The organism is Bengtsoniella intestinalis, assembly GCF_039719005.1.
Taxonomy (GTDB): domain Bacteria; phylum Bacillota; class Clostridia; order Oscillospirales; family Oscillospiraceae; genus Oscillibacter; species Oscillibacter intestinalis.
The window spans coordinates 840,360-853,697 of the sequence record NZ_CP133584.1 but is presented as its reverse complement, the minus strand read 5'-3'; the positions used below and the strand labels follow the sequence as shown (position 1 = coordinate 853,697).

The 13,338-nt window shown below is 47.3% G+C and carries 13 protein-coding genes, 1 tRNA gene and 1 other RNA gene; 10 read left to right on the top strand and 5 right to left on the bottom strand.

What is annotated here, in order from left to right; all coding sequences use genetic code 11:
- Positions 1–68: 68 nt before the first annotated feature.
- Positions 69–168, bottom strand: an RNA gene (gene ffs, locus RFF05_RS04265) — signal recognition particle sRNA small type.
- 135 nt (positions 169–303) lie between these two features.
- Between ffs and RFF05_RS04260 the strand changes: the two genes are divergently transcribed.
- Positions 304–379: transfer RNA gene (locus RFF05_RS04260), tRNA-Ala, on the top strand.
- Between the two features lie 490 nt (positions 380–869).
- Positions 870–2,525: an antirestriction protein ArdA gene (locus RFF05_RS04255; RefSeq protein ID WP_409969158.1), complete on the top strand. Its 1,656-nt coding sequence runs from the start codon at positions 870–872 to the stop codon at positions 2,523–2,525.
- Between the two features lie 41 nt (positions 2,526–2,566).
- Here the strand turns inward: RFF05_RS04255 and RFF05_RS04250 are convergent, their stop codons facing one another.
- The gene (locus RFF05_RS04250) at positions 2,567–2,809 is read right to left on the bottom strand and encodes a helix-turn-helix domain-containing protein (RefSeq protein WP_409969157.1); all 243 of its coding nucleotides are present in this window, start codon (positions 2,807–2,809) and stop codon (positions 2,567–2,569) included.
- A 109-nt stretch (positions 2,810–2,918) separates the two neighbouring features.
- On the opposite strand from RFF05_RS04250, the gene RFF05_RS04245 reads away from it, so the two are divergent.
- The 5 genes from RFF05_RS04245 to RFF05_RS04225 all read left to right on the top strand — a co-directional run bounded on the left by RFF05_RS04245 (position 2,919) and on the right by RFF05_RS04225 (position 7,008).
- Positions 2,919–3,413: an SLOG family protein gene (locus RFF05_RS04245; protein WP_409969156.1), complete on the top strand. Its 495-nt coding sequence runs from the start codon at positions 2,919–2,921 to the stop codon at positions 3,411–3,413.
- 51 nt (positions 3,414–3,464) lie between these two features.
- Positions 3,465–4,646, top strand: coding sequence for a hypothetical protein (locus RFF05_RS04240; protein ID WP_409969155.1), 1,182 nt, complete (start codon positions 3,465–3,467; stop codon positions 4,644–4,646).
- Positions 4,647–4,743: 97 nt separating this feature from the next.
- Positions 4,744–5,733 (top strand): DNA adenine methylase, encoded by a 990-nt coding sequence (locus tag RFF05_RS04235; protein ID WP_409969154.1) that lies wholly within the window; start codon positions 4,744–4,746, stop codon positions 5,731–5,733.
- Positions 5,730–6,281, top strand: a complete 552-nt coding sequence (locus tag RFF05_RS04230; protein WP_409969153.1) for a hypothetical protein — start codon at positions 5,730–5,732, stop codon at positions 6,279–6,281. Before RFF05_RS04235 ends, RFF05_RS04230 begins: the two co-directional genes overlap by 4 nt.
- The gene (locus RFF05_RS04225) at positions 6,271–7,008 is read left to right on the top strand and encodes a DUF3849 domain-containing protein (RefSeq protein ID WP_409969152.1); all 738 of its coding nucleotides are present in this window, start codon (positions 6,271–6,273) and stop codon (positions 7,006–7,008) included. The genes RFF05_RS04230 and RFF05_RS04225 overlap by 11 nt, the downstream gene beginning before the upstream one ends.
- A gap of 139 nt (positions 7,009–7,147) precedes the next feature.
- Here the strand turns inward: RFF05_RS04225 and RFF05_RS04220 are convergent, their stop codons facing one another.
- Positions 7,148–8,365, bottom strand: a complete 1,218-nt coding sequence (locus RFF05_RS04220; RefSeq protein ID WP_409967781.1) for an IS110 family transposase — start codon at positions 8,363–8,365, stop codon at positions 7,148–7,150.
- 280 nt (positions 8,366–8,645) lie between these two features.
- Here RFF05_RS04220 and RFF05_RS04215 point away from each other — a divergent pair, with 280 nt between their 5' ends.
- Positions 8,646–9,197, top strand: coding sequence for a YodL domain-containing protein (locus tag RFF05_RS04215; protein WP_409969151.1), 552 nt, complete (start codon positions 8,646–8,648; stop codon positions 9,195–9,197).
- Between the two features lie 386 nt (positions 9,198–9,583).
- Positions 9,584–9,775 (top strand): DUF6133 family protein, encoded by a 192-nt coding sequence (locus tag RFF05_RS04210; RefSeq protein WP_409970081.1) that lies wholly within the window; start codon positions 9,584–9,586, stop codon positions 9,773–9,775.
- A 162-nt stretch (positions 9,776–9,937) separates the two neighbouring features.
- Here the strand turns inward: RFF05_RS04210 and istB are convergent, their stop codons facing one another.
- Entirely contained in the window at positions 9,938–10,690 is a 753-nt protein-coding gene (istB, locus tag RFF05_RS04205; protein ID WP_409967179.1) for an IS21-like element helper ATPase IstB, read from the bottom strand.
- Entirely contained in the window at positions 10,687–12,084 is a 1,398-nt protein-coding gene (gene istA / locus RFF05_RS04200) for an IS21 family transposase (protein ID WP_409967180.1), read from the bottom strand. Before istA ends, istB begins: the two co-directional genes overlap by 4 nt.
- 200 nt (positions 12,085–12,284) lie before the next feature.
- Here istA and RFF05_RS04195 point away from each other — a divergent pair, with 200 nt between their 5' ends.
- Entirely contained in the window at positions 12,285–13,337 is a 1,053-nt protein-coding gene (locus tag RFF05_RS04195) for a tyrosine-type recombinase/integrase (RefSeq protein WP_409969150.1), read from the top strand.
- Position 13,338 lies beyond the last annotated feature (1 nt).

Sequence of the window (13,338 nt, the reverse complement as noted above, 5' to 3'; positions counted from 1 at the left end):
AGATCAGAATGTAGAGGCGACCTTTGGTCGCCCGCTTTCGTTACAAACAAAGTCCACCCCATACAGTCACGGAATCGGCGCCCTCACGGCACATAGAAAATCCCATTTAATGCTGCTCGGTTCCCCGCCTGACATGGTTCACGGGCATCTATTGCGTGAGACCGATTCCGCAACTGTATGCGGTGGACGATTGATGCTCAATTAGTATACTATAAATCAGAGCAAAAGGCAACATAAAATTTTGAAAAGGTTGAGATTTTTATCTTGAAATTGGAAAAACTTAGGTGTATACTATGGCTGTACGGGCGATTAGCTCAGATGGGAGAGCGCTGCGTTCGCAATGCAGAGGTCAGGGGTTCGATCCCCCTATCGTCCACCATAAAGAACACGCAAAAAAGATGTCATCGGTGTAAAAGCCGATGACATCAGCGTTTTCCGAGGGTTTTTACCCCGAAAAGGCCGTTCACGAGATAGGGCAAAACGTGGATGTCATATTGATATTTTCGCTATTCCACGGGATTTGAACTATCACCGTGGTTTTTTTATGCCCTCAACCCCCCACAATTTCATATTTCAAAACATTAAGAGTCGTCAAGCACGAGGAAATTTATTCCTCTACTTGACGGCTCTTTTTTTATTTTCTAGAAGGAGTACAAAATCATGCAGATTAGAAAAGTAGCACGTTCCCCAGTTGCATATCCCCCAGACCCTCATCGCAGAAAAAGAGCAGCAGTGGAAACGGTGGTACATGGCCCCTTTTCCAGTTGCGGTAGTTGTCCCTGTGCAGCTCATGGTTTTCTCTGCTACAGCGGAACTGATAGCTGTCTGAAAACAGCCATGGAGAAAAACAATTCAAGGAGGACTCATCAATGAGAGTAACACTACGACACCCATTCATCCGCCAGACCACCTATGCCGCCCTCCCCAGTGGTGAGGAGCAAATTCAAGACATCTGTCGTATCTTCAATTTGGAAAACACTGCCCAGACCGCAGTCATTGTGGACGAAATCCATGACAACCCAGATGCCAATGTACTGCTCAGAAACAAGGAATTTAAGCTGGACGAGCTGAACTATCTCATGAAACGCATGGATGGCTTTGAAGGTCTAGAGTCCGAGGTCTTCTACGGCGTGGCATCTGCCCAAAAGCTATCCACAGGCAAAGACCTCATCAATCTAACCTTCAACACCCATTGCTACAGTGTGCTGTCCAGCTTTGAAAACCTCAATCAACAGGGCAAGCGGATGCACTTGAACGAGCAGGAGTGGGTGCGAGAGGAAGAACTCAGAACCTTTGACGGCCAGAAATATATCGAAGATATGATTGCCGCCAACCCCTCTCCCCAGCTCTCGGTCTACGGTTTTGTCTACCCAAACAGCAATCAGCCAACAGAGGTGTACAACGGCAAGACCTTCCCTCACTATGCATACCGTGCATCACCCATCACTGTGGTTTTATCCCAAGGAGATGCCTCTGAGCTGGTGGAGTTGCCCACTCCACAATCTGCCATTGACAAGGCATTGGAACGGATGGCGATTAGTGATGGCGAGATAGCGGTCTCCGTAATCAATTTTGATATGCCCGATAAAATCGCACAAATTGGTCTACAGAGAACAAGTCTAGACGACCTCAACGCATTCGCTCAAAAGATGCAGGAGGTGGGCAAAGGGGATCACGAATACCTGTCCAATCTGGTAGCGTTCACCGGCATCACCAAGCCAGAGGAACTGGATACCCTCATGGCATCCATGTATGAATTTGAGCTGTACCCCAACATCCGAAACCACTTGGATTATGGCGTACACATGATTTGTGAAAGTGGGCACTTTCAGTATGACGACAATCTGGAGGAATACATGGACTTCGAGGGCTACGGCAGAGATCGTGCCTCCCGTGAGTGCGGTGTATTTAGCCCCAAAGGATATTTAGTCTACCACGGTTACAACCAGCAGATGGAACATCTCCTCCAAGAAAAGCTGGGCTTGTCCATGAAGGAATCCGAGCCAATGACAGAGCTAAAATTGTATATGCCCCTCAAGGTAATCAGTTGGCAACAGGAAGATGACTGGGGTCACTATGAAACCTCGGATTACGAGGAGGAATTGGACAGCTCTGAGCTGATTGGCTATGAGGACGACATCCGCAGAGAACTGGAGTTGAACTCCACACCCAAGGAGGTGGAGCGTGGTCTCATGGCCTATTACGGCAAGGCTGACAGTGTCAATGCCAAGGTGCAGAAGTACGTCTTTGATGTAGAGGAGCATCGTGGCGAGTTGTTTGGTGTTGCTGTCTTGACCCTCCATGCGCCCCTCAACGAGGAGGAGTTAAAGCGAATCAAGGACGAGATTACTGGGCAAGCATCGGATGGCCTTGGGGAGTCGTTAGAACAGCGTGAAATTCGCATTGACGGACGAGCGGTCAATGTCAGCCTCTGGAGCAGCGGCAACGACTGGTCCCTCCAGACCGCAGAAGAAATGGGATTTGAGTCCCCAAATTTTAATATGACAATGGGTGGCATGGCATAAAAAAGCAAGGTGCCAGAAGCACCTTGCCAGCTAATATACAATCATTTTTCAAAGGTCATAACATCGGAAATCTCGCAGTCTAGCACAAAGCAGACTCTAGCCAGAATGTCCATGTCCATTCGCTCAATTTCTCCGTTATACCATTTATCAGCGACCTCAAATCGAACATTTGCTAATTTCGATAGCTTTGACCGTGAAATATCTTTGGCATCCATCAACTCTTTAAAATGGAAAGTAATAGAGCCATAGTCTTTCAAAGTGAGAATGGAATTACTGTCAGTCATTTCATCACCGCCTTTGTGTATATTCTATCCAAAACGATACATCTTGACTATCTACACATATATAGTTACTATGTAGATAGATAGAATAACGAAAAGGAGGCAGATTAGGATGCAGATAGAAAAAACCATGTCTTTCAGCGGTCATCGGGGGTTGCCAGAGGGCAGGGACTTGGAACTGCTACAGAAACGAGCCGAGGAGGTCATCGACACAGCCATTCAAGAGGGATACACCACATTCCTCGTAGGCGGTGCCGTGGGCTGGGATATGCTCTGCGGAGAGCTACTCATCAGAAGAAAAACAAGGTTTGCCCTGCCGTGGAAGCGTAAAAAAATCACCGTGATATGTGTTGTCCCCTTCGCCGGGCAAGACAGTCGGTATGCGACCAAAGACCGTAGTCGATACGCATCGCTGCTGCGGAACTGTGACCATGTGGTCACCCTCAACCCACGCTATACCGATGGCTGTTACAAGGAACGAAATCAGTACATGGTGGATCGCAGCAGTAGAATCATCACCTATTACGATGGCGATTTCCGTAGTGGCACAGGCCAAACCGTGCGAATGGCAGAGCGAAAGGGACTAGAAATCATCAATTTATACTAACAGCAGTGTCGGCAGAAATGTCGGCACTTTTTTTGTGCAAGGAGGAACTCAATGGAACTAGAAATTACACTGTCCAACCCAAAAACAAAGCAACGCATGGATATCAAATTGCCAGCACGGTACAGCACCTTGGAAGATGCACTGCAATGGATAAACTGTGATGAAACAGTCAATGCTGGCGGCAGAATGTACGGAGGGTGCGGACGAGGTGTTGTTGCTTGCTACTTTGAAAATTGTAATGTCTTTGAGTTGAATTACTGGGCAAGCATCACACAGCACTTCGATTATGATAAAAGCAGTCAATTCCTTGGTGGCTATTTCATTATGAGCCAAAAGGGGTCGGTGGATATGCCCACAGCCATCAACCTCGCCCTAAATATCCAAACCAACAACCTTGTGCTATCTCAGCCAGCAATGGATGAGCGTGACTTGGCAGAATTTTATCTGGATAATGACCTCATCCCAGAGCTGGCCGATGTCACTGATGATGCCTATCAGTGGGTTGTGGATCATACAAATTTGCAGGAACTAGGCGAGGAAATCTGCCAGAAAGAAAACGGCACATTCGTCAGCGGTGAGTACGTCACCATGGAAAAGCTAGATGATTTGTACGACGGCATCATTAGAATGCCACAATCAGAGCCTTATGTGTTCAAGCTGGAAATAGGCTTCCCCCACAACAATGATGACGGAAGTCGATACTCTGTGCCTCTGCCAGCATCCCATGGAGAACTGGAACGAGTGCTAGAAGATATGGAGGTGACGGACTTTCCCCAGCTTGCCGATTATAACTTCCAAAGCATTGTACCAACATTTGAACGCATGGACTTTCATATCACCGACATCTACACCCTCAATCAGCTTGCCACCTCTATCGCCTATTTCAAAGAAACTGGCGAACTGAACACCTATAAGGCCATGGTGGATGCCCTAGATGTTATCAACCTCGACAAAGTCCACAACCTGTGTGAATTGGTGGATGACTTTGAGCTAAACCCATCTGATAGAGATTTCGCAAGCTATGGCCGAAAGCAATGCCCCAATATGTTGCCAGAGGATTTGCTAGAGTATTTAGACACTGCCGAGTATGGCAAAAAAATCGCTGAGAAAAATGGGGTGAGCATGACACGCTACGGTGCCCTCATCCCCAAGGATGGTGTGCCACTGATGGAAAAGCTGGCACAGCTGAATGAAGTGCAATCCCAAGGGATGACCATGGGGCAAACCATGTAAAACAAAATATCAAATCATTAAGAGCCGTGTGTGACCCTGTACATAACAGCAAAGCACACGGCTCTTTTTTTGCGTTTAGGGAGAAGGTGATTTTTATTTGAACAAAAGCATCATCAGTTGGGTAGGCGGCAAGGCCAAGCTCATGTGGCTCATCAACCTCCTTGCACCTCCTAAATATGATCGTAGCATCGACGTGTTTGGCGGTAGCGGTACCGTCACCCTCAATCTGGATTGTCCCCACAACAAGATGAGAGTCTACAACGACTTCAACGGCAACTTGGTCAACCTCATGCGTTGTGCCAGGGAGCGACCCTTGGCACTGATTCGGGAGCTGGGCTTTCTTACCCTCAATTCTCGTGACGATTTTGAGGTGTTTAAGAAGTTCATCAATCAAGAGGAATTTACCGAGGCCGACAACCGGCGTGAATTGGAGTTAACGGAAATCATGTTTGAGCCACCCACAGCCAAGCAGCTCAAGCGACTGCTCCGCAAGCGTGGCAAGGAACTAGGGGTGAAACGAGCGGCCACCTACTACAAGCTCCTCCGCTACAGCTTCAATTCCAATGGGGACACCTACGGTGGCAAACGGTGTGACCTCCGCAGATTTTTCGATGACATCTGGCAATTCTCAAGTCTGTTCAAAGATGTGATTATCGAAAATAAAGACTTTGAAGCCCTCATCAGACAGTATGACCGTGAAACGGCCTTTATCTACTGCGACCCACCCTACTATGAGGCCGAGGGGTTTTATGCTGTGGTGTTCACTGAGGATGATCACAAACGGCTCCATGACACACTGGCAGGAGCCAGCGGAAAGGTCATGGTCAGCTACAACAACGCACCACAGATTGTAAAGCTATACCAAGATTTTTATATCTTCTACACCACTCGCCCCAACTCCATGAGCAAAAAAGAGGGCGACGTCTACGAGGAACTCATCCTCACCAACTATGACCCCAGAGAGTTTCTCCCAGAGAAAACAGGGCAACTTAATTTATTTTCCTTCCTACTCAATGCAGTATCAGAAGGCGAATATAAGCTCATTCATGAGCCAAAAATTAAAACCAATCAGGAGGAAGCAACATGAAAAACACAGCCACACCCAATTCCCATCCCCCCATCACTTACATCCCCAACGAGCTATTGGAGGTGTGCGAGCTGGACACCCAGCATGGTGTCCGCATGAATGCAAGCACAGGGCTTTTGCTTATGTTCAATGCAGTCATGACCGCTGGCGAAATGGTGGACGTAATCACCAGCCTTCACGAAATCGCTGACCATCTGAAAAGCAAGCTGGTACAGCGTTGTCACATCTGCAACAACTGCGAGGAAAAAGCTGAGGGCAGCCCCAAGGAGTGGATGGACAACTGCACCCTGTGCCATGACCTGTTAAACCCAGAGCTGGACATTCAAGTCCCCGATTACCTCCGCAAAGAAGCTGGCATTCCCCTAGATGCCAAGCTAGATGCCTATTCCGACGAGGAAAATGGCGAAATCACTTTGTGTGAGGCCGAGCATGAATACGACATCTCAGATGTGCCAGAGTTCCTCCTCAAAGAGCTGGTGGCCGCTGGCGCTTGCTTGCCAGAGTTGGATGAGTCCTTGCGCATGGAGTACACCATCCATGCAGACTAAGGAATTTGTATGGGTGTACCCCTACTCACGGAGCACTGCCAAGGAGCAGGGTCAGATGGAGCAGTACACGGCATCCCTCAGAGAAAATAATCGCTGTGCCGACTGTATCGAGGAAACCATCAAGAAACGCTTTGACGGTGCCACGTTGGAGAGGGATGCCGCCAAAGAGGTCATTGCTGAGTTTGGCTTCCATCGAGTGAGCTACGTTCTTGCCAACACCGTCCAATCGCTGAAGCAGGATGGCAGATTTTCCAGAGAAAATAAGGCATGGGCAGAGAACTTCTCTATCCCCAGTGGGGTAGACAAGATGGAGTTCCGATTGGACTCTCACCCTGCTGTGGTGGATGGTTTCATCAACCAGACTCGTAGAGCCTACCAAGAGCTTGGCCTCTTCGATAATAGCCACTGCCCCAAAGACTCCTTCATGGAGGATTTTACCGATAAGGTGGTGGTGCTGTCGGCCTCAGCACTGAAAGCAAATTACCTCGCCCCAGAACATCAACTGTGGTTGGCAGAGTCTGGTTTCGGTTGCCGACCAGATACCATGGGCAATGCCGTGTTCGCCACTTGCCTTGCCACTGGAGATAAAACCAGACTGGAGCGATACCAGCTTGTAGGGACACTGGCAGAGGAGCATATGCCCCAGTGGGCAAAGGAAAAGCTGGAACAGCTCCAGCAAGGACAAGAACCCCCTACCCAAGAAATGGAGGGGATGACAATGCAGTAAAGGAGTCCTGTAAATAAAAGTCAAGCCCTAAAATGAAAAAATCTCACAAAAATTGTGAGATGACAAAGCAGGCATAACAAAACAGGCCAGAGAAAGAAGGTGTAATCACTGACCTGAAAAACTATGAAATTAGCGTCACTTAGCCCTCGCTGGCGGTCTCCAGAGCCAGCATACACTCCTTGACCCGAGCGTAATAAATCCGCAGGAACTTGTTCTGTGCGGCCGTCATGTAGACGTAGTAGGGCTTGCCCTCGGCACGTTTCTTGTCTATGAACTGGTACACCGCCTCGTCCTCAGGCTTCTTCTTGACGTAGGTAGACACCACCTGAAACAGCGTTTTGCGCAGGTGGGGCGAGCCACGTTTGGTGGTCTTTCCGCCTTGAGAGGTCTGCTTGCCTGACTGGTTGACCGACGGATCCACCCCTGCAAACGCCACAATGGAGCTGCGGTGGGCGAAGCGACGCACATCCCCAATCTCCGCCATCAGCTGTACGCCAGTGGCCTCGCCTACGCCGTACATCGCCATGACGGTGTCGTACTCGGGCAACTCTTTAGCCATGCGGTTCATCTCGATTTTCATCTCAGAGAGGGTTTCTTTGGAGGCTATGAGTTGCTTGGCCGCCGTCACAACCAACAATTTTGCGTAGTCGTTTTTGGGCAGAGTGACAATCATTTTCTGGGTTTTTGCGTAAATTTCAGCCGCCTTTTTGGGTTGAAAATGGTACCCCTTTCGCTTGCACCATTTTTGATAGCGGTCTGTGAAGGACTTTTCGCTGACGGTTGCAATGCAGTGACAGTGCCAAAATGTAGCCAAAAAATCAATCCACTTGACATGACCATCCTTGCGCTCAGGACTAGAAAACAGCTCGTTGACGCCTGGAAAGGTCTTATCCGAGAGAGAAATTAGGTTGTTTTGCAATGAAACAATGGTTTTCATGTACAAATTGTACTGCCGTGTGCAGAGCTTTAATTGTTGTCGTATGGTTTCCATAGGTGTATGTTCTCGCAAATCCACCCAATTGTCAAGCCCGTATTTTGCGATTTTTAGGGCATCGGCTTTGTCGGTTTTAACCTTGCGGATGGAGCCACCACCGCTCTGCTTGATGAGTAGTGGGTTGAGAATGCTGACGTAGATACCGTGCTGGCTCAGTGTCTGGGCGACTGGTTCGTGGTAACGACCAGTGGCCTCCATGATGACACGGGTGTCCGCACCCAACGCAAGAATTTCCTGCGCCAGTACGTCGATGCTGTGGCTGTCGTGCTGGTAAGTACGAGGTGGGAGCGCCACCTCACCCATAGGCCGCAGGGCGGCTACCACGCTGAATTCTTTGGAAATATCGATTCCGACTGCGTTCATATTGTTTCCTCCATGTATTTTGATTAGGCATTCCGCTTTCTTCGCTGCTTGTTCAATCTCCTGAGTGACACGAACGCACCAGTCTTGGTGGCACAACCTGCGCAAATCGAATGCTGCGAACGAGAGAGGCGGCTGGCGGACTCCTTTGCGGGCGTGTAAGCCCTCGGAAAACAGAGCCAGACCTGTTCTCTCCCATTCTAACAGCTTAGGCAACAAAAAGACAAAAGACACGGCTGGCAGCCGTGCCTTAAACCTTAATTTATATTGTAGGAGGAAAATCATGAGCCAAATCACCCTAGAAAATGGTCGCATCAGCTTCTATGGAAACCCTGCTGGGTATCTCCAGAAGGAAAAAGCGGTTGTGGACACCCTCTTCCAAGGGGAAGAACTAAGCCAATGGCTGGAGCGACAAAACCTCACCCCACAGTGGACAGATGGTGTGATGGAGCGCCTCATCGGTGGCGACATCGAGATGGGCGAGGACAGCACCCCACTGAAAAATGTCCGCATCTGGCAACTGAATCCCACGGTGGATGTGGGTATGAAGTTCGTATCCCTCAAGGATATGGAATCTGGCTACGGATCACCCAGCATCCAAAATTACCATGCGGTCTACGATGGGCAACTGGGCACCAACAATCTGGAGGACATCTACACCCGTTGCAACATCGACCACCCTCATGGGTACAGTGGACACTCCATGTCCATGTCCGATGTGGTGGAGCTGTATGACGAAGGGGGTAGTGAATTCCACTACTGTGACCACTTCGGCTTTCAGCAAATCGACTTTGCAGAGCAAACACAAAATCAAACCATGAGCATGAGTCTATAAGGCAGCCAAGGGCTGTCTTTTTTCATGCCCCAAAATGAAAAGGAGTTTTACACTATGAAGAAGTTTTTTACCAACATGAAGCACAAGGCCAACTCCCTTATGGTCAAGACCCACCTTGCCGTGAGCAACACCCGTGGCGAGGGCTACATCGACACTGCCGTCTTTTCTTAATCTCAGTATCACTATATAAATGTACACGATATAAAGCTCAGTAAGAACAAGGGTTATATGTACTTTTATATAACTGAATAACAAGTGGAAAATGGGTGTATTTATGTACACCATACAACTAATAAAGTTAACAATATGAAAGAGGTAAAATTACTATGAAAAAATTATTTAACAAAATGAATGATACAGCAAATGTAGTAGCAATAAAAGCAGTCATGCTTAAAGAAAGAAGCAAAGAAGTATTATCAAACAATCGTGGAGAAGGGACAGTTTCGCAAGCCATTACTATATTGATTTCAGTAGTCTTAGGTGCGTTGCTTCTTGCAGGGCTTTATCTGTTATTTGATGAGGTGGTACTACCTACTTTAACAGAACGAATTCAAGAGATGTTTGACTATCAAGGTTAAGTTCTAATGTCTATGATATAATTTAACCATGCAAAAAGCATGGAAAGGGTGATATCATGGACAAAAGATTTAAGGTAAAAAGTATAAACGTCAACCAAAAAGTGAGCCGCTCGCTCATGAAAAAGTGAGCCACTTGCGCTCATGAAAAAGTGAGCCACTCGCTCACGAATATTCAGCCATTGCCAGGGTCTGCTTCAAACGAAAAGAATCACCATTCATATCAAGCACATGGGACTGGAAGGTCAGCCTGTCAATGAGAGCCGCCACCATGGTGGTGTTTTCAAATAGCTCTGGCCATCTGGAGAACGGCAGATTCGTTGTCACAATGGTACTGCGTTTCTCGCTACGGTCAGAGATGACTTTAAACAGCAGTTCAGATTGGTGGCGGTTAAAGCTGAGGTAACTCAGCTCGTCCAAGATGAGCAAATCAGCACGGGCTAGATTGCGCTCCAACTTGCCCAAAGAGTAGTTGTCTCGGGCCTCACACAGCTCCGTAGAGAGTGTTGCGGCGTTCTTAAACAGAACGCTGTGGCCCGCGTAGCAGGCCTTCAGCCCCAGTGCAATGGACAAGTGGGTCTTGCCTCGGCCGGGATTGCCAATCATCACCACGTTTTGCCGTCTGTTCACAAAATCACAGGAGGCTAGTTCCTGCAAAAATATTGGCGAAACCGCTTCGTTGAGTTGGGTCATATCAAACTCGTCCAATGTTTTCAAATACGGAAAATTTGCCGCTTTAAGCCGCTTTTTCATTTGATTTTCTTGCCTAGAAGCCAATTCGGCCTGCATCAATTCCAATAGTAAATCAGCAAAAGTGGCACTGGAATCCACCTGTCTGAGCACTTGCTGGTAGTCAGCAAACATAGGCAGACGCAGCTGCTTTGCGTATAATTTCACCTGTTCCTCCGTCACATTCATACTCTCACACCTCCAAAAAGAACGTCATAGCCTGCCAAATTCACGTTTTGGACAACCACAGTGTCTGCAATTTTAGGGGGCGGTGGCGTGACCACGGAGACGCCTTGCATCACGGTGTCAAACCCCTCATCAAGACAGCGATATAGCAATTCCACAATCTGTTTTGGCTTCAAATTTTGCTTCTGCAACCACGCTAAAAACACTGGTGGAACGGTGTCACGCACTGGCTTTGCTTGGAAGATAGCACGGCCTTTTCGTTCCAAAAGCGGCAAGTAATGCTGTAAATCATACACGTTTTGCTTGTGCCCAAGGCAGCGTGGATGGGTGGCAATCAGCTTGTTTTGGCTGTAGATTTCCACCTGTTCAGGCAGTGCTTTTACCGTCACTTCTTTGCCACAATAGGTCACAGGCACGGAATAGTTATTGGTGTCGAAGCGCACGGTACTAAATCGGTCTACTCGCCCGTGGGCACGTTTGGCAGGGTCAAAACGGTAGATGGGCAAGGGATTGAGTGCAGCTTTTTCCACTTCGAATTCTTCCCTAACAGTGCCGTTTTTGCCACGAATGGTGTGTTTTAGGTACTGTTCACAACGCTTTTGTAGCAAATCGTTCAGCTCGTCCATGCTGTCCACTTTGGGTAGTGGCACGCAGAAATTGCGTCGTGAGAAGCCTACCAAACCCTCTACTAGCCCTTTTTCATTGCCAGAGGCAGGATTGCAGAATACAGTCTCAAAACCGTAGTGCGCTGCCAACATAGCATAGCTGTCCTGCGTTTTGGCGTGGGCGCCAAATCCGTCTTTTACGGCAATTTTGGCGTTGTCAAAGATGACACGCCGTGGCGCGCCGCCGAAGTAGTCAAAGGTGCGCACCTGTGCCTCTAAAAAGCTCTCGCTGTTTTGTCTGCGGTAGGCCACCACAAATGGGGCGTCGCTGTAGCAAAGGCGTGCGCAGAAAATATTGACTTTCGTTTTCACATCAGCCAACCGAATGGTTGCCTCACCCCAGTCCACTTGCACTGCATCCCCAGGGTCAAAGGCCAGTGGCACGAAGGCCTCAGGCGTACTGCCACGCAGTTCTTGGACATAGCGTCGCACGGTGGATTCGCCACCTGTAAAACTCTGCTCTTCCACTAGACGGTCGTAGATCCGCTTGGCGGTGTGAGATTGCTTCTTGAGACGATTTTCCTCATCCTCATCCAAGCATTGCTGGATGAAGTTCTTTACGCCCTCCGTGAGCACGCTGGTTGGGCGCTGATACTCCTTGCGCACCCACGGCACGGCTTCACCCTCCCAGTACTTTTTCACCGTATTGCGAGAGATGCCCAGTTGGACTGCAATGCTCCGCTGGCTACGCCCCTGCTGGCGTAATTGTCGCACTTCTTTGTAAATGTTCACTGTGATTACCACCTTTATTTTCCCCCGTTCCTAGCTTACTGCTAGTATACAGGGTTATTTCAAGTGGCTCAAATTTTCATGAGCGAAAGGGGGCTAGGTGGCTCACTTTTATATTAGCATTTATAGTAAAAAGGTTTCTTTTTGAAACAACAGGCACGGAGGAAGTTCTTCGATTTATGTTGACGGACTTCCTCCTCCCTATGAATGTACCAAACCAATTTATAGAGATGAAAAGCATTAATAAACTAGGTACTGGTAAAGTAACAGCACATAAATTGTGTGTATTCTTTAATTATTTGCATGAAAAGCATAGTAAAGACTACCAAAATGCTACCAACAATAATGTGTTGAAATTCATAGACTATTTGATTTATGGAGATGTAACTGAGCTTAGAATACAAAATCCTCAAAACAGCATAGCTCATAGTACTTTGGTAGGCTATGTGTCGTCAATCACTGATTTCTACAGGTGGCTTGATCAAAATTATGGTAGTGAAATGACATTTTATGAAGTAGACAAAAAGGTGAAGCCTCAAAGCTATCTCTATGGGCAAATTTATAACTATAAGCATACTCGCATTATCAATCACATATTACCGGATACCAAGGGAAGTCGAGAGTATATCAAGTGGTATACAGTAGAAGAAAAAAGTATATTACTTAGAAATTTTCTTACCTTGCGTGACATGGCTGTATTTATGCTAACTTTGGAAGGCTTTCGTATAGACGAGGTATTGAGTATGCAGCTTAGAGATTATAATGGTTTGGATAGACTGATTCAGCCATCACGTTCTAAAAGAAAGCAATCAGCAACAGCAAATCAAACAAATCGCTTGCGTACAATTAGAATTAGTGAAGAAACAGCAACCATTCTGAATCAATATTTGTTTGAGGAACGTACATTTGCTGAAAATAAAAGTTTAGAAGTGAGTGATGACATATTCATCAATTTAAGAGGTGCAACGATTGGAAAGCCCCTTGAATACCATAATTATCTTAGAATTTTAAAGAAATGTGCCAAGCGTTCTGGTCTTGATAGTAAGAAAATTCGTACCCATAGTGGCAGAAGTACAAAGGTCATGGAGATACTGGAAGATAATGCATTAAACCCAGAAGATACAAAGTCAGATATTGAAATTATGCGATATTTTGGCTGGCTTAGTATGGAATCCATTACATCCTATATGAACTACAACAGTGAAATACTTGCCAATGCTGCATATAAAAGAACGGTGGGTGCTAAAGATGATTAGG